Source organism: Metabacillus sp. GQ13, from assembly GCF_059758525.1.
The window spans coordinates 152,208-177,832 of the sequence record NZ_JCAXET010000013.1; the positions used below are offsets into that span (position 1 = coordinate 152,208).

Here is a 25,625-nt window from a genome sequence, read left to right on the forward strand (position 1 = left end):
GAACATCATTTTATTAAACTATATTTCTATTTGGCACGTGCGTTTTAAGGATATCTTCGTGCTCTTTTCGCTAAATTAGTCTGATATCCTTTTGACATAGCTTCAATTTAGATCAATATTCGTACTAAAGCAACAAACTTTTAGAAAAGAGCCTTATTAAAAGTGCTTAGCGATGTCAGATGCTAATCTTTCATATTTCTGAAAAATAGCTGTATATTGTTTATGACTTTCTTGATCTGGTTTTACCGGTGCTCCCATAGGAATGTTATTTTTTATTTCCTCGAAGGATTGAACCTTGCCAATTCCGACTAATGCAGTCCAGGCTGCACCCCATGCCGCACTATGGTGACTCTCAGGTACGTAAACTTCTTTCCCAAAGACGTCAGCCAACATCTGTAGCCAAAGCGGTGATCTAGCTAGTCCTCCATTGACAAATAGTTTTTCTGGTTCTCCAGCTAAATTTTCTAACGCCTTGCCAATTTGATAAAGATTAAACGTAATGCCTTCTAGAACAGCACGAACAAAATGTTCCTTTTTATGTGTAACCGTCATTCCAAAAAAATTACCTCTAGCTTGTTGATTCCAAAGTGGGGCTCTTTCTCCATTTATATAAGGAAGAAAAAGCATACCTTCTGCACCTGGTGGCACTTCCGTCGCTAATGCGGTAAATTCATCAAAACTACCTTGATCATTTAAAAGTTCCTTCAACCATTGTAATGCAATCCCACCATTATTTGTTGGACCTCCAATAATTGATGTGCTATCAGTAAATGCATAGCAAAACGTTTCACTATGCTTACTAATTTGAAAACCCTCGGTAAATTGTCTAATTGCACCGCTAGTACCGACAGTCACAGCAACCTCACCTAGTGAAATGGCACCTATTCCTAAATTAGCTAATTGTCCGTCAGCTGCACCGATTACAAAAGGCATTACTGGTGAAATCCCCATCCTTGTTGCTACGTCTACCTTAATCTCTGTTAAAGGATAAGTCGGCGGAACAATTTCCGATAGTTGATTACTCTCAACATTTACATGGTCAAGTAGCTGTTCGTCCCACTGTAATGTTTTCGCATTGAATAATCCAGTTGCAGCTGCCATAGAATAATCAATCACTCTTTTATCAAACCATTTAAGGATTAAATACTCTTTTATTGATAAAAAGTAACTTGCTTTTATGTAAGGTTCATACTCCACTTCTTTCATCCATACTAGTTTTACGAGCGGTGACATCGGGTGGATCGGCATCCCTGTTTTCGAATAAGATTCGAATCCATTTATTTGCTTCAATTTATCTGCCTGTTCACTACTTCTACCATCTGCCCAAATGAGTGCCTGAGATAATGGTTCACCATGTTCATTTATACAGATAAGTGAATGCATAGCCGATGAAAAACCAATCGAAACTACTTCATTCTTTTCGACCTTTGCTACTACCATGACATCACTAATAGCTTCGATTGCTGACTGCTCAATCTCAACTGGATTTTGTTCAACCCAACCTTGTTGTGGATAATATGATGTAATCAATTTTTCCGTCTCAGCGATTACATGGCCAACTAAATTAAATACGACTGCCTTAACACTTGTGGTACCGATATCAAGTCCGATTACAAATTCTCTATTCATTCGTTCATCTCTTTTCAATAAATTCTTATTTACTATCATATCAAAACTATAACGATATAGACAAAGGCAATTTAGATTGAATGTCTTACTATTTTTAAAGTTTCGAAGCTGAAGATGATACTAAGCGGATATAACTAAGCTTTATTGATGCATTATTTTTGGTTATTTTCTAAAAGTTGGGTAACACCTAGTAATATCTCCTTATAGATACGACGAAGATTTTAAGAGTGAGAATCTTTTTTTAAAACGCAAAAAAGAGGCTGACAAAATTGTCATCCTCTTTTTTAGTTGATTAGGTTTTATATTTTTTGAACGTTTGCTGCTTGTGGACCTCTGTTACCTTCTTCAATATCGAAGCTAACTTCTTGGCCTTCATCTAAGCTTTTGTACCCTTCTCCTTGAATAGAAGAGAAATGAACGAATACATCTTCTCCACCATCAACTTCAATAAATCCAAAACCCTTTTCTGAATTAAACCACTTAACTTTTCCTTGTGCCATTTACAAATTCCTCCTAAATCATTCAAAACAAGTTTGATGATAATTTCGATTATTATTATACCCGTCATTAAACTTATTAAACCAAAAATATAAATTTTTTTAGATTGTATTTTCCCAACTCAATAAATTCCACTTAGAAATACAGCTACATACTCGATTTGTAAGTGATTCTTCTATTTTTCCCGTTTAAGAATTTTCACTCTTTTGCATTTATATGTTAAAATTTCATTATACTTTTGGTAATCATTCTTTTGAAAAGTTTGTTGCTTTTAACTAATTTTTAACACCAAAATAAAAATTCTGGAGTAGATGATGACAAATTATAAAATATTATTTCTAGACATTGATGGAACTATTTTAAAGCCTGATGATACGATCGAAGAATCTACAAAACATGCTGTCTCAGAAGTAAAGAAAAAAGGAATCGAAGTATTTTTAGCGACAGGCAGGCCTTTACATGAAATTGAACATATTGCTAATGAATTAAATATTGAATCGTTTATCGGCTACAATGGAGCTTACGCTATTCATAAAGGAAAGGATATTTTCAGAGAGCCAATGAGCGCGAAAACAGTAGAGAGCTTTGTTCAAATTGCTAAAAGTAACGGTCATGAGCTAGTATTGTATACTCACGAAAAAAATATATTCTCGGATTTAAATAGTGAAGTGGTAAAAGGCTTTCTACATGCTTTTCATTTACATAAAAACGAAAGTTATTCTAAGGAGTATATCGACTTAATACTAGGAATTACATTAATTAACCTAAGTGAAAATGAACCAATTCTATATGAAGAAGACGACAAAAGTATCCATTTATCACAAGTAAATGTAGATGGATTACGCCATTGTTACGATGTTATTCGTGATAATGTAAATAAAGGAATTGCTGTTCAGCATATTCTTAAAATGCTTGATATCCCTAAAGAATCGTCTGTGGCTTTCGGTGATGGAATGAATGACAAAGAAATGCTTAGCGTCGTTGGAGAGGGCTTTGCAATGGGTAATGGACACCCTGACCTCTTTCAGTATGCAAAGCATACTACCACAAAGGTAACAAATTCCGGCATTTATAATGGCTTGAAGTCAATTGGCATTGTCGAATAATGAGCAGTATTTACGTGCATATATTCTTTATATGCGCGTTTTCTCATATCTAATTCGTTCATATTTTGAACTCCTTACTTCTTTAAAGAATCTGTATATTTTCAAGTAATGAAGGAAATAATAGTTAAAAACTTTAAGGAGTTATAATGATGGTAGAGTTTACGAATGTGGATTTCCAAGAAAAAAGATTGCGAGTTTCAAAATTAACAAAAGACCCAATACAACAAATTGAACTATTTGATAATGAACCTGCTTTTGAACGGTTATTACAAATAGTAACTGTAGCTCAGGAAACTCTCTTATATACAAGAGATAAGATTGAAATACACACTTCCGAGTTAATATACCTATACAAAGCATTATCCCACTTATCACGGTTAACCAAAATGGATATAACTGATTTAGACTATTGTTATGTGTTAAGTAATTTGGATCGGGTAACAACAAATCTCATAAAATCCTGTGAAGCAACTAATACCTATTCCGAATCACCAATGAGCTTGAATAAACCTAACTAGACTAAATAGTTTAAGGTTGGTTGCCAAAACCAAAGAGTCAGACCCCTCTATCTCAAAATATAGGCCGTTTATAAATAAAATACCCAATATATTAGTATTTGTTAGAGGTGTCAGGCCCTTATGTTTCAACCTTTTTAACTTATTTTCATTAGTGTAAAAATCCTTTTAATTCGTCTAATTCTTCTTTAGAAAGTTCTCGCCATTTCCCCGTTGGCAAATCATCTAGATTTATATTGATAATTCGAATCCGTTTTAGTTTAATAACCTTATATCCAAACACCTTAGACATTCTACGGATCTGCCGATTTAGACCTTGAGTTAAAATGATTTTGAATACTGTATCACTGATTCTTGTTACGATACAGGGTTTTGTTTGAACACCGAGGATTTCAACACCATTCGCCATTCCTTCTATAAAAGAATCTGTATATGGTTTATCCACTGTAACAGTGTATTCCTTCTCATGATTGTACTCAGAACGCATGATTTTGTTGACAATAGCACCGTCGTTAGTTAGGAGAATAAGACCTTCAGAGGCTTTATCTAAACGTCCAATCGGAAAAATCCGCTCTGGATAATCTACAAAATCAATAATATTCCTTTCTACATGTTTTGCTGCCGTACATGTTATACCAATGGGCTTATTTAAGACTAAATATACGGGAGCACTTTTACTAGAAGTAATTGGATGACCATCAATCAAAACGATATCTCCAATTTCAACCTCGTCTCCCGACAAACACACAGTACCATTTATAGTTATTCGTTTTTCTTTAATTAGCCGGTCTGTTGTTCTACGTGAACAAAATCCTGTTTCACTTATATATTTATTTATTCTCATTCCACACACCATTTCTAGATGTTTTGACACTTCTTATTTATAACCATTCAATCTATATTCTACATTTTTGATCAAACTTACAAGTTTTACTCTCAACTTTATCTTTAACCGACTTTCAGCAGTCTTAAAAAAAGAGAAAGGAGCAACTTCAAATGTTTGGCTACTCCTAATTTATGATTGGTTCTTTAGCTTTCTCTATTCGCTTTTACTACCTTCTTTATCCTTTTCAAATAATACAAGCAATCCAGGAAGTAATACACCTCTTATTAAAAATGTATCTAATATAATACCTACAGCCACAATGAAGCCAAATACAAATAATATTTCGATAGGTTGTGTCATAAGAACAGCAAAGGTCGCTGCAAGAAGGATACCAGCAGATGAAATCACCCCACCAGTAGTTGACACAGCAATTTCAACAGCATTCTTTACGGAATGATGCTTTCTTTCTTCCATAAACCTAGAAATTAAGATGATATTATAGTCTATTCCGAGTGCTACTAAGAAAACAAATGAATAGAGTGGAACTCGGTTACTAATTGAGTATATATCAAAGAATAAACTAGTTAAAAACATACCTAAACCAAGTGCTGCAAGAAATGATAGTAAAATCGTTCCCATCATATAAATTGGCATTTTAATTGATTTTGTTAAAAAGATTAACATAATCAGGATTAACAGTGTTTCTAATAAGACAATAACCACTAAATCTCTATTATTTACTGATCGATCATCCACTTGATTAGCTGTTTCTCCAGCAAAATATAATTCACCTTCAAGATGAATGTCACTTAATAGTTGATCGTCATTAATTAGTAACTCTAAAGCATCCATCGTCTCCGTTGAATAAGGGCTCTCTTCAAATGTTAGACTATATTTAATAACCTTTTCATCCTTTGTAAGATTATCAATACGGACATTGTTTACTAGTGGTTGATCTATAATCTGATTCATCAATTTATCTTGTTGTTCAGGAGTAATCTTAGTTTCTGATTCAACTATTACAGTTGTTGGAGCCAAGTCACCTTTTTCAAACTTTTCTTCTAAAATTTCATATCCTTGTCTAGAAGGCATATCATCTGGAAAAGACTTCAATGTATCAAATTGGTACGTTAAATTAAATATATTACTCGCTGATAGTAAAAGAATAGCAGCGACTGCGATAGTAGATATACCAGGTTTTTTCACAACAAATCTTCCTACTTTACTCCAGAAAGAATTAGTGAAAACCTTGGGGTCACCCACTTTTGGCACTTTAGGCCAAAATGACTTTCTACCAAATAGTGTGAATAAAGCTGGAACTAACGTTACTGATGCCACCATAATAACTACCATAGTCGTTCCAAATGTAGGGGCGAAATTTCGATAATCCGCAAATTCAGCAAAGAATAATACTAGCATCGCAGCTAATACGGTTCCTCCAGAATAAAATACAGGTATTCCCGTTTCTCTCATTGCAGATTTCATCGCTTGATGTTTATCATCATGATTCTTTAGCTCTTCACGAAAACGAGAAAAGATAAACAATGAATAATCAATAACAGCCGCAAACAATAAAATACTCATAATTGATAGTGTTTGCTTATCTACTACTAATCCAGCTTTACCCATCAAGCCAAGTATTTTATTCACCACTTCATAAACAAAACCTGCTGCTAATAATGGGATTAATGCTAATAATGGTGACCGATATATCACAATTAATAAAATTAATATTATTCCCACTGTTGATAAGATAAGAACTACGTCTGCTCTTGAAAACAAGTCTAACGTATTTACAGCTATTCCAGCAGGACCGGTGATATACAACGTTAAGTCTGTTGATTCATCAGCTATCTTTTGAACCTTTTCTTGAGCTTCCTTCATTTCATTTGTGTCTAATGTTGATTCAAAAGTTAAAGGGATAACAGCTGTTGTTTGATCCTTGGAAAAAAATCCAGCTGTAGCTTGTGGTGGTAAATCAGCCAAAGAAACGATTTCCTTTACTCCCTCAATCTTTTCTCTTTTTACCTTTTCTAGTAATTCAGTTAATTGATTTACCTTTAATTCTTTTCCATCATTTTGAAAAACCAACAATGCTGGAAGCCCATCATTTTCACTAAAATACTCATCAACTTTACTTTGGGCAATCACAGATTTTGCATCCTTAGGAAGAGAATCAATACCTGAAACTTCGTAATCCTTAGCACTTGGAGCTAGCCCTGCTAATAATAAAGTTGCGATTAACCATGCTCCAAGAGTTATCCACATTCCCTTTTTGGATGTTACCTGATCTGTAATTGAATGTAATAGCTTTTTCAAATGCTTCCCACACCCCTTTTTGAGTAGCTATTTTTCATTATGTATCATAAAGTGTCTTCCTTCTAGAAAATCTCATCATGCTAAAACACTTCTGTTAAAAATGACACTAATGTCACTTTTCATTATCTTTCAATGTGACGTTAGTGTCAATTATCATTCTGTGAACATTCCATGACTAATTATTTGTTTAATCGATTCTACCCATTCCTCATGCGGGGTACCAAAATGGTTAGGAATTGCTATTGATTGGAAAATAAAACCTAAAATCAACCCATCTGGTATAGATTTTTTTAGAATATCTTTTTTCTTTCCTAAATCTACAAAGTCTTGAAGATATCTATACATTTCGAGATGTAGCTTTCCTAAATTCTCTATATTATTTCTGACTACTTCATTTTTTGTTGCTGAAATTTGTTTCGTTAAATCAAGAAAGTGCTGTACTTCATGGTGATTAAATATGATAGTTAATAGGAACTCAAATTTGGATTCAAAACTACCAATTTTATCAATTTGTTTTAATTCAGCAAGAAAATTATCCATTTCATACAACATAAATGCAGTAATTAATTCATCCTTATTCTCGAAATATTTATATATTGTTCCTCTTGCAACATTTAAGTGTTCAGCCAGTATACTAAAGGTAAATCCTTCGTATCCAATCTCAAGTAATAGATGCTTTGTTGAATGAAATAAATCTACTGTTGTAAACTTTCGTTCTCTTCCCATTTCCTCACCTCAATACTTAGTATAATACGAATACTGAACATTATAAAAGCAACTAATTTTCCCAAGATTTGTGAGGAAGGATTTCATTGCGTTTTAGAACAATCATTTATGCAAAAAGGATTGATCGTTAGTTAACTTTATAAAACAGGACAAAATAATTACCAAATTTGACCTTATGATATTCTAGTTTGTCCCTACATTTGTTATGATATAGGTAATTAACGGAAGTTAGTTACTAGTAGGAAACTACTTTTTCTGAATTGTAATTAAAAAGTAATAGTAAGATTCTAATACCGATAAAATGAGCTAGGAGGATACTAAATTGACAGGATTAGTCGCAGTCATTATGATTTTCTCTATTCCTATTATTGCAATCGTGACAGATCATTTCAAAAGCCAGGCAAAATTAAAACATAAAATGATCAAAGAGGAATTGGAATTAGAAAAGCTTAAACAAGAAAACTACTTGATTGAAACAGAAAAAATGAGACTTGAACTAGAACGTATGCAAATAGGCGATTCAAAACGGGATTCAAACATACTTTAGTAAAATGGGATAATGAACAATAATATAGAAATTCCAAACAATTATTGCCTATCAATCAAGGTTATTGTGAAGGTAACGCACAACAGATACATTCGAAATCAACTCCTTATTGATGTTTTCACCTCTATTTTGCCATGCATTTAATATACTATAATTGATGACTTTGGCTTTTGAACTTCATTGTTAATGATTGAACCACTTAATAAGTGTACCGCTTTGCCTAGATTAACCACCACAATAAGATAACCTTAAATTACCTCTGATTGAGATGATAGAACAAAACAAAAAGACATTCACCACGAGGAATGTCTTTTTGTTACCTTACTTAAAGCTGTTCGCTAATTGTTTTTGCTTGCATATGCAGTGTTAAATAGTCTGGTCCACCAGCTTTTGAATCTGTTCCAGACATTTTAAAGCCTCCAAATGGGTGGTATCCAACAATAGCTCCTGTACAGTTTCTATTAAAATATAGGTTTCCTACATGGAATTCTTGTTTTGCCCGTTCGATATGCTTTCTATTTCTTGTTATTACCGCACCTGTTAATCCATATTCTGTGTTATTTGCAATTTCAAGTGCTTCATCAAAGTTCGATGCCTTCGAAAAAGCAACGACTGGTCCAAATATTTCTTCTTGCATTAACCGAGAATTTGGGTCTAGATCAGCAAAGATTGTTGGTTCGATAAAGTAGCCTTTTGAATCGTCCCCTTTTCCTCCCGACATTAAGCGACCTTCCTCACCACCAATACGAATGTAATCGATTATTTTATCATAGGATGCTTGATCTATTACAGGACCCATATATGTGTCAGCACTTTCAGGGTTACCGGTAATTTTATCCTCCGTTATTTCAACGACTCTCTCAAGAACCTGCTCATATACATCCTCATGAACGACGGCTCGTGACCCAGCGGAGCACTTCTGCCCAGCAAAGCCAAAGGCAGATGTGAAGATTGCTTGTGCAGCTAGTTCTAAATCAGCATCTTTGTCTACAACAACGGTATCTTTTCCGCCCATCTCAGCGATGACTTGTTTTAATTGTTGTTGCCCTGGTTGAACCTTTGCAGCTCGCTCAAAAATTCGCGTTCCCACTTCTCGAGAACCGGTAAATGTTATGATACTCGTTTTCGGATGATCTACCAAGTAATCACCCACTTCTGCCCCACTGCCTGGAACATAGTTTACTACACCCTTTGGTAGCCCAGCTTCTTCTAATACATCTACAAATAATGCTGCAATAATAGGAGTTGTACTAGCTGGTTTCAAAACAACTGTGTTTCCAGTTACAATTGGGGCTACAGTTGTTCCTGCCATAATTGCAAATAAGAAGTTCCAGGGTGGGATAACAACTGATACTCCTGTAGGTGTATACACATATTTATTGATTTCACCTTCACGACTCATGATCGGTTTACCTCGTGCTAATTCAATCATTTGCCGAGCATAATATTCCAAAAAGTCGATTGCTTCCGCTGTATCTGCGTCAGCCTCATTCCATGGTTTTCCTGCTTCCTTTACTAAAAGTGCAGAAAAATCATGTTTTTTGCGACGAATAATGGCTGCGGCTCTAAATAAGATGTTTGCTCTCTCCTCTGGATTCCAATACCTCCACTCTTCAAAAGCCTCCGCAGCTGATTGAATAGCCATTTCTGCATGTTCCTTCGTTGCTTTCGAAACAATCCCGACGACTTCTTCTTTATTAGCAGGGTTATAGGAAACAATTTTATCATCTGATGTTATTTTTTCACCATTTATAACCAGTGGATATTCTTTTCCCATGATTTTATCCGCGTTCTCTAATGCCTTTTCAAAAACAGCTCGATTTTCCTCAGTAGTAAAATCTGTAAATGGTTCATGTTTGTAAAGTGTTGTCATCGTTATCTACTCCTTATCATTTTTATTTTCATCTATGAAAACAATGGTCATAAAACCATTATTTTTTTGCCATACCTTTCAATGCAAATGCAATATTTGAAGGGCGTTCTGCAAGCCTCCTCATAAAATATCCATACCAATCTTCACCATATGGTACATAAACTCTAACTTTGTAGCCTTCTTCTACTAATTTCATTTGTAAGGACGTGCACATTCCAAATAGCATTTGAAACTCAAATTGTGTTTTTGGTACGTTGTGTTCTTTGACTAATTTCTTCGTAAATTCAATCATATCTTCATCATGTGATGCTATGGCCGTATAATTCCCATTTAACAAATGAATTTTGATCAACTTTTTATAGTTTTTATCTACATCTTCTTTTTCAGGAAAAGCTACAGACGGAGACTCTTTATATGCTCCCTTCACTAGCCGTAAAAATGGATTGTATTGATTTAAGTCAACGATATCTTGCTCAGTTCGATATAAATAAGCTTGTAATACAGTACTTACAAAGGTATATCGTTCTTTAAATTCTCTGAAAATATCAAGCGTTCTTTGACAACGTTGCGCATCTTCCATATCAATGGTAACCATAATCTGGTTCTTTTCCGCTGTATCTAAGATACTTGTCATATTTTCATAGACGAATTTTTCATCAATATCTAAACCTAGAGAAGTCAATTTCAATGATACTTGAGAATCTAGTTGTTCTTTAGCAATTGTCTCGATTGTTTGAATGCACTCATCTGTTCGTTTCTTTGCCGTTACTTCACCCGTGACAAATTCACCTAAGTGATCAACTGTAACAGATAAACCTTGTTCATTTAACGTTCTTATAAATTTAATAGAGCTTTGAAAATCAATACCGCCAACAATCTTACCTGCAGCAATATTTCCTCCCCATGTTTGAGCTGCACGATTTAATAATTTATTTTTAGATAAATATAAAAAGAAGTCTCGTGTGATAACCTGCACTTGAAAACACCCCCATTGAATCGAAACTTTATGAAGTTCACGATCAATTAACTTTTTAATAGATCCAAATTTGTCAGATCAATATAGCAACTACCTTTTAGATTTACTAAAACAGCAATGTAATTGTTATAGAGACTTGCACTCATGAGAGCTCTATATAACTGCTTTTCCACTTTTCTGTCTTCCTTAAACTACCTACAAAAGAATATCGATGTTTTTCCACAAACAAGAATAGACCCAATAGCGAATAACTATGGGTCTAGTGCAAAAAATATAACTTTAAATTGGAAAGCTAATTGTGTAAATTTCTACTGTTACATTTTATAATGTTACAAGACGAAAATGACGATCTTGGTTTCTAGTTTATACGAGCTAACTTTAATACAAATGGTCAAAAAAGTTTTTGGGTTTATCAGCACTGAAATATAGAAAATCTAATTAAACTAAGATACTATTAGTTAATAACGGGTATGATGTAATTAATATTACATTTTGTATTGGAGGGGAAACCATGGAAATTGCAATTATATTAGTTATAGGTATTGGTTTATTAGCCCTAGTTGGTACAGTCGTATTAGGTGGAAAAGGTGATACAAACTATGATGATTCTACAAAAGGGAATATTTCTCGGCTTTCATGGATTTATATCATTCTTGGACTTGCTATTATTATCGCCTTTGCTGTCTATCTTTTCTAATACATTAATAGTATAAGGGGTTCTTGATTTTAAATATAAAGAGAACCTCTTATAATTGAAGCAGCAACGTTTGAAAGTAAATCCAATTATGAAAACGCATTCACAAAATGTACACACTTTTTTTATTAAAACGCTTACACAAATGCCGGATTTTATCTTATAATGAAATTAATAATATTTAACCATTTCTAAAATAGTCTGAATTACTCATTAAAACACCATATAATTATCCTATACAAAATAAACTAAGAGCTTCTAAATTAAACATCTGAGGAGAATGCAACTATGAAACAGTTTGTCTTTTTAATCGATACAGGTAATGAAATAAAGGAACATAAAATTAGTGCTTCAGGAATGACTGATGCAGTCAAGCGAATCAAAGATATTAATAATCTTTTAAAAAGGGAGAGTCATTCTAACCTAAAAATTCAATTTAAAGGCGTTATTTATGAGAACGCTTACTGAATTTTCAGTTTGTGAATAAAAAACAGGCTAACGACATATCGTTAGCCTGTTTTTACATCTAGAATTTTATCTCTTCAGGGTTACTCCTTAATAAACGTATTCGTTAACTGCCCTATTTTTTCAATATCAACGGTTACTTCATCACCTGGTTTAAGATAAACTTGTTTTTCTAACGGATATCCTAAAACAACTCCTTCTGGAGTTCCGGTAAGAATAACATCTCCTGGTGTGAGAGTCATATGTTGAGAGATATAACTGACAATTTCCTCTACATTGAAGATCATATCTGATGTATTCGAATCTTGACGTAACTCTCCATTCACAGTAGTTTTTAACTGTAAGTTATTTGGATTTTCTACTTCATCAGCCGTTACAAGATAAGGGCCCATCGGACTAAAGTCATCACATGTTTTTCCTAGTAACCATTGCGGGGTTTTCATTTGCAGATCACGTGCTGATAGATCGTTAACAGTGCAATAGCCGAAAACATGGTCTAACGCATCTTCTTTACTCACATATTTTGCCTTTTTCCCAATAACAACTCCAAGTTCTACTTCATAATCTAGTTGCTCGGTAACCTTTGGAACAGCTATTTGTTGCTTGTGACCTGTTAAGGTATTGTTAAATTTGTTAAATAAAATTGGTACTTCTGGATAATGTGCATTTGTTTCATCAGCATGCTTGCGATAATTTAGCCCTACACAAATAATTTTATTCGGTTGTGTAACACAAGGACCCCATTGAATTTCATCCTCATGATTCAAATAAGCTGCCTCGGCTTCTAATGGAAGGGTTTCAATGTAGTTATTTATAGCTGTAACAGTGTTCTCGCCACCTGTTATTACTTCCATTATATTTGTTGGAACTTCAGCATTTGGATTTTTATTTAATGCTGCTTCTAGATCAACAATTCCTTTGTTTAATTTCACTCCCAAAGTATTCTTTCCTTCTTTTTTAAAGGTTACTAGTTTCATAGGTATTCCTCCAATTTATTATTAAGCGTCCTTTCCAAATACAACGCCCCCGTCTATGTAAAGCGGAGAGCCCATCATAAATTTCGACTCTTCTGATGCTAAAAACAAGGCAGCATAAGCAACATCCTCAGGCCTACCTAGCTCACCACTTAATTGTCTCGTTTTAATTTTCTCGATCGCTTCAATAGGATCATCGTACGATTGTTTTAAATAATTTTCTACAAATGGTGTTAAAATCGTTCCCGGTAAAATAGCATTCACCCTGATATTATAAACAGCATAATCCACCTGCATCGACTTCGTTAAGGATAAGATAGCCCCTTTTGTCGTAGAATAGGACGCTCGATTTGCTAGTCCTATTTCTGCTATACAGGAAGACATATTAATGATGGAACCCTTTTTTTGTTCCATCATATGGGGGAGAACAAACTTACTTGGCAGCATCACCCCATTGATGTTAACATTTATTGTTTTTTCCCAGTCATCAAGCTCTATTTCATGAAGCATGCCAACTCCACTAATACCAGCGTTGTTAAACAAAACATCTATTCGTTTATATTTATCTATTGATTCTTCAACCATAGCTTTTACTGACAAGGGATTCGTCACATCTGCTTCTATGAACCAAGCTTCACCACCTTGATTGCCAATTTCACTAACCGTTTCATTGCCACTTTTCGCATTTAAATCATTGACAATGACGCTCGCACCTTCCTTTGCAAATAGAAGTGCTGTACTTCTCCCAATACCTGAACCAGCACCTGTTATTAGGATCACTTTATCTTTTAATCTCATAACTTCATAGATCCTCCTTTTAATGGTCTAGATGATCATCTGGTTGAGCTGCTTTAACCGTTAATCCACCGTCTACCATCATTAAATGGCCATTTATTTGTTCTGCTTCAGTTGATGCTAGAAATACGACTGCATCACCAATTTGTTTAGCTGTTCCTAACCGTTTCATCGGATTAGCTTCTATTTCTTTTCGGCGTATTTCCGAATCTGCTAAAAAATCGGTACACATATCTGTATCAACAGTACTTGGACCTACCGCATTGACATTGATACTGTATCTACCAAGTTCGATTGCCATTCCTTTTGTTAACATATGCCCTGCTGCTTTTGAGGCTTGATAATGTGGAATTACTGGACTTGTCACCATAATACTTGCTGTTGATAAAATGTTAATGATCTTTCCGTTTCTTTTTGGAATCATACGTTTAGCTGCAAGTTGAGAGGTTAGGAAAATTGCTTTTACATTTGTATTAAATGTTCTGTCCCATGTCTCTTCTGTAGCTTGCATAAATGACTCAAAAGGAGCGATACCTGCATTATTAACCAAGATTTCAATTTCCCCAAGCTGATCCTCAATTGCTACAAACATATTCTCTATTTCTTGTTTACTTCCAACATCTGCTTTTATTACAATCGCTTTTCTACCAAGTGCTTCAACCTTTTTTTGAACCTCTTTGGCTTGTTCCAGATAAGAATCAGAATGGAAGTTAATTGCAAGGTTAGCTCCCTCTTCAGCTAACCTTAAAACTATCGCTTCTCCGATTCCACGGTTTCCACCAGTAACTAAAGCAATTTTATTCATTAAGCGCTCCACAAATAGATCCCCTTTTCTAAAGACTAATCCCTATTCTGCTAATACTAAATTCTTGATGTCCAAGAATCTCTGCCTTTGTTTGTTCTCCAGACGCCACACTAACTATTTCATTAAATATTCGGTTCCCCGCCTGTTCTAGACTCTCTTTTCCTTGTAAGACTGGACTTGTATCAATATCAATATTATCAGCCATCCGTTTAGCCATTTCTTCATTTCCTGAAATTTTGATAACAGGTATAATCGGATTTCCTGTAGGTGTTCCCCTACCAGTGGTAAAACAAACAAGATGTACCCCTGCAGCAGCCATACCTGATACACATTCTATATCATTACCTGGTGAGTCCATAAAATAAAAACCCTTACCCGGTATTTCACTAGCATAGTCTACTACTCCTTGTAGAGGTGCAGTCCCTGCTTTACTTATACATCCTAATGATTTCTCTTCAATACTCGATAATCCTCCTTCAATATTTCCCGGACTTGGATTACCACCACGCATATCAACACCCATTCTCTCTATTTCTTTCTCAAATTGTGCAATCGAATCATATAATTTTTTCTTTACACCTTCATTTACTGCTTTTTCAGCTAAGATATGTTCTGCACCGATAATTTCAGTCGTTTCTCCCATGACAATGCCTCCACCTATCTCAATGATCTGGTCTGAGGCTCTTCCTAATGCTGGGTTACTGCATAGACCTGATGTGGCATCAGACCCGCCACATTTCACACCTACTATAAGCTCTGATAGGGAAATATCTTCATATGGGGTGCCTGCAATTTTTTGTGAAAGCCCCTTTGCGATTTCTGTTCCCTTTTTAATCGTATTCACGGATCCGCCTACATCTTGGATATCGATCCACATAACTGGTTTTCCAGTTTCAGCGATTTCATCGCGAATTTGCTCGGCATTCATGACCTCACAACCTAAGCTAACGATCAAAACAGCGCCTACATTAGGGTTTTTTCCCATACCAACAAGTACCTTATGTGTTTGCTCTTTATCATCTCCTACTTGACTACAACCATGTTGATGGGGAATGGCAACCGATCCTGGTACCTGCTGTTGAATTCGATTAACAACTTGATTTGCACAAACTACTGTTGGTAAAAGTAATAAATGATTTCGTATCCCTACTTTTCCATCCGTTCTTCGATATCCTTTAATCATTGTCATTTCCAACACTCCTCTACTAATTATTGATCACCACGCCCACGAACTCCAATAAGGTTGTGAACATGAACATGATCTCCTTCTTGAATCAATGCAGATGCAATCCCGATTGACTCACCATACTTAAGGATTGTTTCACCTGTTTCGATTCTTCTAAGGGCAATTTTATGGCCAAACGCTACATCTTGAGTAGCAGTTAATGTACAAGGAGTGCCTTCTATATCAAATGTTATCACTTCACCTTTATTGACCGAGCGTAACAACGTGAGAACGCTATCATTTTTATTCATGACAATACATGTTACACCTTCACCAAATGATTTCTCTTTTGTTCCCATTCATTTCTCCCCTTCTTTGCAAAAGACTTTTGCCTGCTTTTTCTATTTTATCATCTGATTTCTGCTATAAAAATCGCTAAATTTGACTATTTTGTATCATATTTTGATATTATATAAAAAGTAATGAAAGAGAGGTGTATTTTAAAATGGTACCGATTCGTAAACAATTTGATACTGAAAAGTTATTTCCGTTTCACATCGTCTACAAACAAACCAAAAGTTTACAACATGAACTTCCTGAACATACTCATGAGTGGTTAGAAATTGTCGTTATACATGAAGGACACGGTACTTTTTTTATTGATCAAACCTTCTATGATATACAAGAAAATGATCTTATTATCATTCCTAGCAACACGATTCACCGTGCCATACCAGATAAGGATAACACGCTTACCTCCACAGCTGTTTTTTTCAGTCCTGCACTACTTAATCATTCTTCATTTGGGAATAGCTTTTTATATTTGAAGATTTTCGAGGAATCAAAAAAAGAAAAAAACTACAAATACACATTAGAACCAAAGCATCTCAGTCATTTAAATGACTATATAGATACTCTTATGAAAGAGGTAGAGACAGAAGGTCCTGATCAGTCAAATGCTATCCTATTGTGGTTGCATATAACTCTACTACATCTTAATCGGAATTGTCTTACAAGGCAGCTAGACGAAGCAAAGTCTTCTTTTGGACCTGAGTGGTTTAAAGAATCTTTAATCTATATTGATCAACATTTAGATGCAAAAATTGATTTGAATTTTTTATCAAAACGCTTTTCTGTATCAGCCGCTCATTTTAGCCGTGTCTTTAAACAGCTGATTGGTATTAATGTCACAGACTATATTGCAATGAAGCGGATTGGATTAGCAAAGGATCTACTAAGTAACTATGACGAGAAAATATCCACTGTTGCAGAGCAATCCGGTTTTACAAGTATGCCGCATTTTTTTCGTACATTTAAGAAGCTAGTACAAATGACTCCATCAGAATATCGAAAGAAAATGGAGTTAGCAAACATAGTAGTGGCTAACTGTAATTAGAGCAAGCCACTTATCACTAGAGCCTTTTATTATATATAAACCACTCATTATTTTATAGAATAGAATCTAGCACAATTCTCTCCAAGTATCAGATTCTCAAATTCAGGAGCAAATTGTTTCGCATAATTCAAGACAATTTCTATAACTGTTTCGTAGTGATTACTAACTGTGCAAACTGGCCAATCTGACCCAATCATGACCCTATCTGGTCCAAATCCTTGAAACACAATGTCTAAATATGCTTTAAAATCTTCTTGTTTCCAATTTTTCCAATCTGCCTCTGTGACCATACCCGATAACTTCACATAGACGTTTTCGTATGTTGCTAGTTTTGCTAGATCTTCCTTCCATGGAGAAATCACGTTATTTTTGATATTTGGCTTACCGATATGATCTAATACAAAAAACTGGTTAGGGAATTTTCCAACAAGCTCAATGGCATATGGTATGTGCTTTGGGAAAAGTAAGAGATCATAAGTAAGGTCAAATTCCTTTAGCGCACGGATCCCTCTCTGAAAATCTTCTCTTAACATAAATTGATCATCTTCTTCATCATGGATAACATGGCGAATTCCTTTAAGATAAGGGTTACCAGCGAATTGTTTTAATTGTTCAGTTACATTAGGTGAACACAGGTCAACCCAACCAACAACTCCTTTGATACAATCATATTTTTGAGCTAATTCTAAAAGCCAGCTTGTTTCTTCTAAGCTTTGTCTAGCTTGAACAGCAACTGCACCATCAAAGTGAAGAGAGTTTAATATTTTCTCCAGATCTTCAGGCAAAAAATCATGTTGTAATTCAGACATATCTTCACTAATCCAGTCATATTCTTTTTTGTTGTATATCCAAAAATGTTGATGTGCATCAATTTTCATTATTGCATTTATCCTCTCTTTAACTGATTTTTCCTTGTTTATCGTTCGATCATTGCCTTAATCACTTTTGACTACTGCGGTGATATCAACCTATCAAATTGGCCTGTTAACTCGTTAAAATGACAACGATGTGTCATTAATTTTTCTAAATTAATCTTAGCAGATCTTACTACTTCAATAACTTTGTTAAAATCCTCTCTCGTGGAATTTCGACTCGCCATAAGAGTTATTTCCCTTTTGTGAAATCTGGATCAAAGAAGGGAATATCACCTTTATCAATCCAACAAACAAATACTAATGTTCCGCTATGTGCTACATACTTAAAAGCTTTATTCATAGAATGCATGTTTCCTGTCGCGTCAAACACTACACTGGAAATTCTCCATTTGTGATATCAGCTAAACTCTTTATTGGGTCACTTTTCGCATTTACTATTTCATCTACACCGCCCAACTCCGACAAAACTCAAATCTTTCATCATTAATATCCTTACCGCATGTGCACCTATTGACATAGGCTCTAGCATTGCAGATTCATTTAGTGAAAGTCCATCTGTCTTAATAATATGAGTTAACGGTACAGAAATTATTTCACACATTCCTCCATCCTTATGAACGCCGATTACATCCATTTCGGTACAGCAATTCGTTTTCCCTTTTCTACAAGCGATGCAATTCCCACAATGCATATAGCTAATAACAGCAACCTTGTCACCTTTACTTATCCGACAATCATTTTTTTCAACTTCTTGAATGATTCCTGATAATTCATGACCTAGGATACGTGGATATGTAAAAAAAGGTTGTTTCCTTGATATGCATGGATATCTGTTCCACATATCCCGATTCGTTTAATGGCTATCAATGCTTCATTGCTTCTTAGAGGAGGTATTTCTGCTTCAATGATTTTTAAATCATTAGGACTTTTACAAACGATTACTTTCATGTTTAAACCTCCCTTTTATTGTTAAAAATCACATCTACTTTTTGGTCATATTCCTTTATTTACTCCAACTACATAGCACTCACAAAATTTTATCATGGGAAATACTAGATAAAAATTGCTTATTCTGATGTATTTATACCTTTTCTTGTTAATTTAATAATTCATGTGAAAAATTTATTATATGTGACCTTCTTAAACAAAAGAATAGATTTTTGATACTAAATGAACCAAGAAAATAATTCGCTCGTAAACAACCTTTTTACGAAAATCAAACGCCTTCTATGACTTTAAGCCTTAAATCATAATAGTGAAATTTTTTAAGTGTGATTTGATATTTTTAATAATCTGTTATTCTAGATTATGGTAAAATCAAAAAGGGATAAAATGTAAGGATCCTAAATAAATAAAACCGTTTACTAGGGAGGGAAGTTGCTTGAAAATTACCTATATTATTAGTTATTTTGCTGCTATCTTATTTACTGCATTTACATATTTCTTTGCAGATATCACTCTGTTCAATAAACTTATTTGGTGGGAACCACTTGTTATAGGGGCAGTTGTTGTAACAGCAGGCGCTTTAGTAGAGAAGTTTAAGGCACCAATGTGGTTAATAATTTTTATACCTTTTTCGTTCGGGTTAGGTTTTTTATTTTACTTTTTAAATGTAGAAGTGATTGATTGGCTTATCACTTATAGCCTGACTTTAGTCTATTACACCATCTTACATATACTAATAAGTAAATTTTTAAAGTTCCATTCGTTAATCCCAGCTTGGAAATTATAAGCTGGTCTATTTTTATCCTTTTTATTACCTCTGTTATATTTTGTGAGTGTCTATAAAAAAGTAAACTAAATATAAATATTATTAAAATTCTTATCCTGATAACATGGCCATACATAAAGTTCGTGTTCCTTAGATAACTGGTTCTCACATAAAAAACGTTGATACCAAATTTGGTATCAACGTTTTTTGACTATATTGATTAACTATCATTCTTCCGTTATATCTTTTTTATCCCCATGAATTTTCTCTACCTTTTGATAATAACCCGCAAACGAAACGATCGCGATGAGAGACCCCATAAAGAACGGGATGAGGAATGTAAATGTTGAAAGGCTAAGATAAAAGATAATACCATTTACGACAATCGTTAATAGGTTGTTCAATGGAAACACTAATGTTAAGAAAAAAGAATTTTTTATGCTTGTCTTTAACGATAATTCCGCGTGAACGGTATTGGCAAAAAAGTTAATCGTAAACAGAAAAAGAAAAAAGAGTAATCCTATAAATATAGAACTAACGACTATATTTATTTTTGAGAAATAGTAGAAATCTACTCCCCAAATGAACCAGATTAACGTGAAGATTAATCCACCACTCATACTTCTAAGGTAATTCTCTTTATAAAATGTCCAAAATGATTTAACTAAAGGGACATCTAAATCTCCCATGATCCACTTACGCGCAACTCCAAACATTGCTGTAGTGGCTGGGAAAAATAAGAATGGAGCCAATATCATAATCGACAGGATTAACGTTAATACGAAAGATTGGTCATTTGCATATAATAATGAAAAAATAAGATAACAGATTGGTAGGTTAAACACAATCCATAATACATTAATCACGGATAAACGCATGACCCATTCAAATATCCGATTTAGTCCACTCATAAAATCTGTCACTCGTTACATCCCACTTTCTTCTTGAAATAAGGCTGAAACAACTAATGTAGGCGCTTCAATTAATAAACATAGTTTTTAACTATTTAAATATATTATAACATCTATGTTCTCAATCTACTTATTATTTTTGTTGGGAGTAACGGTTATGAGAAATTGAACGAAATCTTTTTGTCTTGTCATATTCAAGAGAGTCATTACCTAACGTAAGAAATCAGCATATTTAAACATCTTGGTATTGTTTCTTCAAGAATGCAACACTTTCATCTATATACGGTTCAACTGTTGATTCCATTAATATATTCATATATGGCTTTTTCTCTTTTAATAGCCTAAAAATACTTTCGTAATTTAATAATCCCTTACCAACTGGTGTCGTTTCTATTTGATCATTTATGATGATAAAGTCTTTTGCGTGAAGAATAACAATACGATCACCAAAAAGATCAATTGCTTCTTGGAAAACTTCTTCCTGATTTTTATAGTTTTCACGTGTTAAATAATTAACAGGATCAAAAATGACCTGTAGATTATTCGATTCCACACTGTCAAGAAGTCTTTTCATAGCCTTAGGAGAGTAGATGGGGTGATTCACACCACCTTCAATACCAACGATCACCCCGAATTTTTCCGCTTCAGTTACTAGCTCACGAACACTATCGACAACATCTTGAAATGGTTGTTCTGTAAAGTTCTCTTCAGTAAACCCCATATCCGCTTTGACATTTCCAGTTTCGGTACCAACAATACTGCACCCAAAATCCCTTGCAAAGCGAAGATGTTCTTTAAAGCGATCCAATGATTTTCTTCTTTCTGTTCTATCGGGATGAATCATATTAATATAGCAGCCTAGTACTGCGATTTGAATATTTTTCTGGTGGAACGCATTTCCTATATGACGAGCAAACCCAGGACTAAGACATCCTAAATCTGCGTTCACATCTTCAAAAGATTTGCTTAATGCTAATTGGACAGATGTTAATCCCTTGTCTGAAATATTAGCCACTAACTCTTCCAATGAATGACCTTCAATATCATGTGCTCTGATACCTATATTCATTTAGTACAACCTCCTATTTATTTAGATAGAATTTGTTTTAGTAAAGAATGAAATGTTTTAGTCGTGTTTATTCAAACAGAAAATAAGCCGTATCGCTCATGAAAGTGATACGGCCTTTGAGTTGGTTTAGTTTACTGATTATCGTGCTAGCCAGCCACCATCAATTGCGATTACATGACCATTCATATAATCAGAAGCTCTACTCGCTAAGAATACTACTACTCCCATTAGATCAGATGGATCAGCCCATCTTCCCGCTGGAATACGAGATAAGATTTCTGCATTTCTTTTTTCATCAGCACGGATTGGTGCTGTATTTTTCGTTTTCACATATCCTGGAGCGATTGCATTAATCTGGATTCCATGTTCAGCTAATTCATTCGCAAATGCTTTCGTAAGTCCTGCTACAGCATGTTTACTAGCCGTATAAGGAGGAATGAACTTCCCACCCTGGAAGGATAACATAGAAGCAACATTTATGATTTTCCCACTTTTCTGTTCAACCATAACTTTGGCTACTTCCTGGGATAATAAATAGACTGCATTTAAATTTATCTCAATCACTGCATCCCAATCTTCTTGTTTATATTCAAGCAGCGGAGCACGACGAATTGTTCCAGCATTGTTTACTAAAATATCAATCTTTCCATATGCATTTAAGCATGCAGATACGATTTCTTTGCTTGAATCTCGATTAGATAAATCGGCCTGGAAGAATTCTACACGAACGCCTTCCTTTTCTATTAATTCTCTTGTTTCGTCCCAATTCGTGCCATGTGTAACGATAAAAAGATTCGCACCTGCTTTAGCAAGTCCTAGTGCATAACCTTGACCAAGTCCTGTATTACCACCAGTTACAATAGCAACATCACCAGTCAATGAAAAAAAGTCTAATGAGAAATCAGTTAGTTTGGTTGACAATCATATCGCCTCCGATCAAAAAAATGTTTGTTTACTACTACTCTACTATCTTAATTCTTCCATTTTAATATGATCCATATCATCATAGGTAATATTTTCTCCACACATACCCCAAATGAACGTATAATTGCTTGTTGCTGTCCCCGTATGTATCGACCAACTTGGAGAAATAGCCGCTTGTTCATTTTTCATGACTAAGTGTCTAGTTTCATCCGGTTGACCCATAAAATGAAATGCGCGAGTATCAGGATTCATATCAAAGTATAAATAGACTTCCATTCTGCGTTCATGTGTATGACATGGCATTGTATTCCAAACACTTCCTGGTGATAACATCGTTAATCCCATTTGAAGTTGACAGCTATCACATACATTAGGATGTACGTATTGATAAATTTTCCGATCATTTAGAGTCTCTGATGCACCAGCTTCAAGCGGCTTTATTTTTTTTATGTCAATTTTTACAGTTGGATAGGTATGATGCGCCGGAGTTGAATTGATATAAAATTTAGCAGGATTATTTGCATCCTTAGACTTGAACAAAACATCTTTAGTCCCTCTACCAACATATAGACCATCCTGACGTTGCATATCATATTCAGTACCGTCAAGAGTCACTAACCCATCTCCACCAATATTAATAATCCCTAATTCACGTCGTTCAAGAAAATAATTAACACCTAATTCTTTATCAAGTTTAATTGTCAGTTCTTTATCAGTTGGAGTCACTCCTCCAAAAATCATTCGATCCACATGTGTATATGTTAAATGAACTTTACCTGGTTCAAAAATTGTTTCTACTAAAAAATGTTCTCTTAATTCATCTGTATTATATCGCTTAATTTCTTCTGGGTGGTTTGCATAACGAGTTTCCATATCCATCCTCCTAATAATTTTATTGATTATTTTAACGAACGATTTACTCAGTGCGTGTCCTCACTAGCAACTGTATCGGATTCTACAAAAGAAATTGATAACCACGATTAATTCATACTACTAAAGGGACATTTTAGGCGTTTAGTTGCATATTCGATCAAAATGATTAAAACAGAAAATTGGTTATTTCTGTTTTAAAATGTTCATTTACGTTCGTTATGGTTTGATTATAACACAAACAAAAAAGATGACAACGGTTAAATGTTCGTTTGTCACCTTTTTTGTTTAGAATTTACGTTTAATTTAACAAAATTCTAAATATTTTGTATTTACGTTATAAGGTAGCGAGATGTAAAACAATTCCCTTTTCTTCCATTTGACTTTTAACGGTATCATTAAGATTTGAATCTGTAACTATTTCATTAACTTCACTCAGCATAGCAAATTGGACAAGTGCTACCTTCCCAAACTTAGTAGAATCGGCTAGTAATGTGACATTGTCTGCACAATTAATGACTTGTTTTTTCCAATCTGCATGCATGCTGTTAATTACAGTTAAACCATGTTCACTAGAAACACCAGTTGTGCCGATAAATAAACGATTTACTCTTATTCTATTAAGCATTTCTGATGCTTGTGCCCCCATTAAAGACGAGGACTTATCAATTCTTGTCCCACCTAAAACCATTAACTGAACATTGTTTTTTGCAAGTAGCACATTGGCAATTTTCAAATCATTTGTGATGACTGTAATTGGAAACTCACCTAGTAACTCGGCGATTGCAATTGTCGTACTACCACCATCCATTAGGATTGTATCATTCGGTTTAATTAGCTTAACTGACTCCTTTGCAATAGCTATCTTTACTTCACTATAACCAGACTGCCGCTCATCAATCGGGAGCATTCTCCCCTCACCGTCAGCAATAACCGCCCCACCGTGTATTCGTTTAAGAAGTCCTCTTTGCTCCAATAGCTCAAGATCTCCTCTAATTGTTTTTTCTGTTACTTCTAAAAACTTACTTAATTCCGATACTTTAATAATTTTACTTTTATCTAATTGATCTATTATTCTTTCATGCCGTTCTACTGAAAGCATTTAACGATCCCCCGCTTAAAAAATCTGACTTATTACTTATTATAGAACAAATTCGAACAAAAACATACATTTACTTTCACCTCAAACCTATAACATCATCTTACCCATACCCTTTATAAAATTTGACTGCAAAATTACAAAACTTCTTTAGAGAGGCAAACAAAAAAATGCCCGGAAACGTTAAAGTCTCCGAGCTTTGTCATACACTTAACTTCGAGCTTCCTGTACAGCTCGAATGAATTTTGAAGCTGTAGCTGTTATTTCACTCAAATAGTCATCTGTCAGTTCCTTTTTAGTATTCACTAGCGAACTACCAACACCTACTCCACTTGCACCTGCTTTAATATAATCACCCACATTATCAACAGAAATTCCCCCAGTTGAAATAATTGGAATCTGCGGCATTGGACCGTGAATATCTTTTATGTAGCTTGGACCAAATACATTTGCTGGAAATACCTTAATTAAATCCCCACCGCTTTCAAAGGCAGTCAAGATCTCAGTTGGCGTCAACGCTCCAGGTATGCTAACAACACCATATCGCTTAGCTATTTCGATCGTTTTCCTATTTGTTGTTGGCGAAAACACAAACTTTGCACCTGACATGATTGCAATTCGCGCTGTTTCAGGGTCAAGAACTGTACCTGCTCCGACTAATACATCATCAAACTCTAATGAAGCCTTTTCAATCGCAGCACATGCACCAGGTGTCTCTACTGTAATTTCTAATACTTTTACTCCACCATCTTTTAATGCTTGAGCAATTGGTACAATATTGTTAATTGTAGCCCCTCGAATGACTGCTGTAACACCTGTTTGTTTAATGATCTCTAAATGATTCAATTGTTTTTCTC

Annotated in this window: 28 protein-coding genes; 7 read left to right on the forward strand and 21 right to left on the reverse strand. The window is 34.6% G+C overall.

What is annotated here, in order from left to right:
- Positions 1-156: 156 nt before the first annotated feature.
- Both AC6CHR_RS17010 and AC6CHR_RS17015 read right to left on the reverse strand, forming a co-directional pair.
- Complete coding sequence (locus AC6CHR_RS17010) at positions 157-1,629, reverse strand: gluconokinase (RefSeq protein ID WP_498250182.1); 1,473 nt, start codon at positions 1,627-1,629, stop codon at positions 157-159.
- Positions 1,630-1,928: 299 nt separating this feature from the next.
- Positions 1,929-2,129: a cold-shock protein gene (locus tag AC6CHR_RS17015; RefSeq protein ID WP_498250183.1), complete on the reverse strand. Its 201-nt coding sequence runs from the start codon at positions 2,127-2,129 to the stop codon at positions 1,929-1,931.
- Positions 2,130-2,441: 312 nt separating this feature from the next.
- Here AC6CHR_RS17015 and AC6CHR_RS17020 point away from each other — a divergent pair, with 312 nt between their 5' ends.
- Complete coding sequence (locus AC6CHR_RS17020; RefSeq protein WP_498250184.1) at positions 2,442-3,233, forward strand: HAD family hydrolase; 792 nt, start codon at positions 2,442-2,444, stop codon at positions 3,231-3,233.
- Between the two features lie 149 nt (positions 3,234-3,382).
- Entirely contained in the window at positions 3,383-3,751 is a 369-nt protein-coding gene (locus AC6CHR_RS17025) for a hypothetical protein (RefSeq protein ID WP_498250185.1), read from the forward strand.
- Positions 3,752-3,899: 148 nt separating this feature from the next.
- Here the strand turns inward: AC6CHR_RS17025 and AC6CHR_RS17030 are convergent, their stop codons facing one another.
- The 3 genes from AC6CHR_RS17030 to AC6CHR_RS17040 all read right to left on the reverse strand — a co-directional run bounded on the left by AC6CHR_RS17030 (position 3,900) and on the right by AC6CHR_RS17040 (position 7,619).
- The gene (locus AC6CHR_RS17030) at positions 3,900-4,592 is read right to left on the reverse strand and encodes a pseudouridine synthase (protein WP_498250235.1); all 693 of its coding nucleotides are present in this window, start codon (positions 4,590-4,592) and stop codon (positions 3,900-3,902) included.
- 195 nt (positions 4,593-4,787) lie between these two features.
- Entirely contained in the window at positions 4,788-6,893 is a 2,106-nt protein-coding gene (locus AC6CHR_RS17035) for an MMPL family transporter (RefSeq protein ID WP_498250186.1), read from the reverse strand.
- Positions 6,894-7,046: 153 nt separating this feature from the next.
- Positions 7,047-7,619, reverse strand: a complete 573-nt coding sequence (locus AC6CHR_RS17040) for a TetR/AcrR family transcriptional regulator (RefSeq protein WP_498250187.1) — start codon at positions 7,617-7,619, stop codon at positions 7,047-7,049.
- Between the two features lie 322 nt (positions 7,620-7,941).
- Between AC6CHR_RS17040 and AC6CHR_RS17045 the strand changes: the two genes are divergently transcribed.
- Positions 7,942-8,166, forward strand: a complete 225-nt coding sequence (locus AC6CHR_RS17045) for a hypothetical protein (RefSeq protein WP_498250188.1) — start codon at positions 7,942-7,944, stop codon at positions 8,164-8,166.
- A gap of 325 nt (positions 8,167-8,491) precedes the next feature.
- Here the strand turns inward: AC6CHR_RS17045 and pruA are convergent, their stop codons facing one another.
- Both pruA and AC6CHR_RS17055 read right to left on the reverse strand, forming a co-directional pair.
- Positions 8,492-10,039: an L-glutamate gamma-semialdehyde dehydrogenase gene (gene pruA, locus AC6CHR_RS17050; RefSeq protein WP_498250189.1), complete on the reverse strand. Its 1,548-nt coding sequence runs from the start codon at positions 10,037-10,039 to the stop codon at positions 8,492-8,494.
- 58 nt (positions 10,040-10,097) lie between these two features.
- Complete coding sequence (locus AC6CHR_RS17055; protein ID WP_498250190.1) at positions 10,098-11,015, reverse strand: proline dehydrogenase family protein; 918 nt, start codon at positions 11,013-11,015, stop codon at positions 10,098-10,100.
- Between the two features lie 511 nt (positions 11,016-11,526).
- Here AC6CHR_RS17055 and AC6CHR_RS17060 point away from each other — a divergent pair.
- Both AC6CHR_RS17060 and AC6CHR_RS17065 read left to right on the forward strand, forming a co-directional pair.
- Positions 11,527-11,712, forward strand: a complete 186-nt coding sequence (locus AC6CHR_RS17060; RefSeq protein ID WP_498250191.1) for a hypothetical protein — start codon at positions 11,527-11,529, stop codon at positions 11,710-11,712.
- Positions 11,713-11,997: 285 nt separating this feature from the next.
- Positions 11,998-12,177, forward strand: coding sequence for a hypothetical protein (locus AC6CHR_RS17065; RefSeq protein WP_498250192.1), 180 nt, complete (start codon positions 11,998-12,000; stop codon positions 12,175-12,177).
- Between the two features lie 80 nt (positions 12,178-12,257).
- Here the strand turns inward: AC6CHR_RS17065 and AC6CHR_RS17070 are convergent, their stop codons facing one another.
- From AC6CHR_RS17070 to AC6CHR_RS17090, 5 genes are read right to left on the reverse strand one after another with little or no spacing between them, the layout of a single operon-like run.
- Positions 12,258-13,151: a fumarylacetoacetate hydrolase family protein gene (locus AC6CHR_RS17070; protein ID WP_498250193.1), complete on the reverse strand. Its 894-nt coding sequence runs from the start codon at positions 13,149-13,151 to the stop codon at positions 12,258-12,260.
- 21 nt (positions 13,152-13,172) lie between these two features.
- A complete protein-coding gene (locus tag AC6CHR_RS17075; RefSeq protein ID WP_498250194.1) occupies positions 13,173-13,946 on the reverse strand; it encodes an SDR family NAD(P)-dependent oxidoreductase in 774 nt (257 codons plus the stop codon).
- Between the two features lie 19 nt (positions 13,947-13,965).
- Complete coding sequence (locus tag AC6CHR_RS17080) at positions 13,966-14,760, reverse strand: SDR family NAD(P)-dependent oxidoreductase (RefSeq protein ID WP_498250195.1); 795 nt, start codon at positions 14,758-14,760, stop codon at positions 13,966-13,968.
- A gap of 16 nt (positions 14,761-14,776) precedes the next feature.
- A complete protein-coding gene (locus AC6CHR_RS17085) occupies positions 14,777-15,937 on the reverse strand; it encodes a UxaA family hydrolase (protein ID WP_498250196.1) in 1,161 nt (386 codons plus the stop codon).
- Positions 15,938-15,957: 20 nt separating this feature from the next.
- Complete coding sequence (locus tag AC6CHR_RS17090; protein WP_498250197.1) at positions 15,958-16,272, reverse strand: UxaA family hydrolase; 315 nt, start codon at positions 16,270-16,272, stop codon at positions 15,958-15,960.
- A gap of 146 nt (positions 16,273-16,418) precedes the next feature.
- Between AC6CHR_RS17090 and AC6CHR_RS17095 the strand changes: the two genes are divergently transcribed.
- Positions 16,419-17,309, forward strand: coding sequence for an AraC family transcriptional regulator (locus tag AC6CHR_RS17095; protein WP_498250198.1), 891 nt, complete (start codon positions 16,419-16,421; stop codon positions 17,307-17,309).
- Between the two features lie 47 nt (positions 17,310-17,356).
- Here AC6CHR_RS17095 and AC6CHR_RS17100 read toward each other — a convergent pair whose 3' ends face one another.
- The 3 genes from AC6CHR_RS17100 to AC6CHR_RS17110 all read right to left on the reverse strand — a co-directional run bounded on the left by AC6CHR_RS17100 (position 17,357) and on the right by AC6CHR_RS17110 (position 19,132).
- A complete protein-coding gene (locus AC6CHR_RS17100; RefSeq protein ID WP_498250199.1) occupies positions 17,357-18,187 on the reverse strand; it encodes an amidohydrolase family protein in 831 nt (276 codons plus the stop codon).
- A gap of 436 nt (positions 18,188-18,623) precedes the next feature.
- Positions 18,624-19,025 carry an alcohol dehydrogenase catalytic domain-containing protein gene (locus tag AC6CHR_RS17105; protein WP_498250200.1) on the reverse strand — a complete coding sequence of 134 codons (402 nt, stop codon included), beginning with the start codon at positions 19,023-19,025 and terminating at the stop codon, positions 18,624-18,626.
- Positions 18,962-19,132, reverse strand: a complete 171-nt coding sequence (locus tag AC6CHR_RS17110; RefSeq protein WP_498250201.1) for a hypothetical protein — start codon at positions 19,130-19,132, stop codon at positions 18,962-18,964. The genes AC6CHR_RS17105 and AC6CHR_RS17110 overlap by 64 nt, the downstream gene beginning before the upstream one ends.
- Positions 19,133-19,565: 433 nt before the next feature.
- Between AC6CHR_RS17110 and AC6CHR_RS17115 the strand changes: the two genes are divergently transcribed.
- Entirely contained in the window at positions 19,566-19,916 is a 351-nt protein-coding gene (locus AC6CHR_RS17115; RefSeq protein WP_498250202.1) for a hypothetical protein, read from the forward strand.
- Positions 19,917-20,122: 206 nt separating this feature from the next.
- On the opposite strand, the gene AC6CHR_RS17120 is transcribed toward AC6CHR_RS17115, so the two are convergent.
- From AC6CHR_RS17120 to AC6CHR_RS17145, 6 genes are all read right to left on the reverse strand, one after another.
- Positions 20,123-20,806 (reverse strand): YesL family protein, encoded by a 684-nt coding sequence (locus AC6CHR_RS17120; protein ID WP_498250203.1) that lies wholly within the window; start codon positions 20,804-20,806, stop codon positions 20,123-20,125.
- A gap of 232 nt (positions 20,807-21,038) precedes the next feature.
- The gene (locus AC6CHR_RS17125; protein ID WP_498250204.1) at positions 21,039-21,875 is read right to left on the reverse strand and encodes a sugar phosphate isomerase/epimerase family protein; all 837 of its coding nucleotides are present in this window, start codon (positions 21,873-21,875) and stop codon (positions 21,039-21,041) included.
- A 138-nt stretch (positions 21,876-22,013) separates the two neighbouring features.
- Positions 22,014-22,796 (reverse strand): 2-dehydro-3-deoxy-D-gluconate 5-dehydrogenase KduD, encoded by a 783-nt coding sequence (kduD, locus tag AC6CHR_RS17130; protein ID WP_498250205.1) that lies wholly within the window; start codon positions 22,794-22,796, stop codon positions 22,014-22,016.
- A 45-nt stretch (positions 22,797-22,841) separates the two neighbouring features.
- Positions 22,842-23,672 (reverse strand): 5-dehydro-4-deoxy-D-glucuronate isomerase, encoded by an 831-nt coding sequence (gene kduI, locus AC6CHR_RS17135; RefSeq protein ID WP_498250206.1) that lies wholly within the window; start codon positions 23,670-23,672, stop codon positions 22,842-22,844.
- Between the two features lie 334 nt (positions 23,673-24,006).
- Positions 24,007-24,771: a DeoR/GlpR family DNA-binding transcription regulator gene (locus AC6CHR_RS17140; RefSeq protein WP_498250207.1), complete on the reverse strand. Its 765-nt coding sequence runs from the start codon at positions 24,769-24,771 to the stop codon at positions 24,007-24,009.
- Between the two features lie 207 nt (positions 24,772-24,978).
- Positions 24,979-25,614: a bifunctional 4-hydroxy-2-oxoglutarate aldolase/2-dehydro-3-deoxy-phosphogluconate aldolase gene (locus AC6CHR_RS17145; RefSeq protein WP_498250208.1), complete on the reverse strand. Its 636-nt coding sequence runs from the start codon at positions 25,612-25,614 to the stop codon at positions 24,979-24,981.
- Positions 25,615-25,625 lie beyond the last annotated feature (11 nt).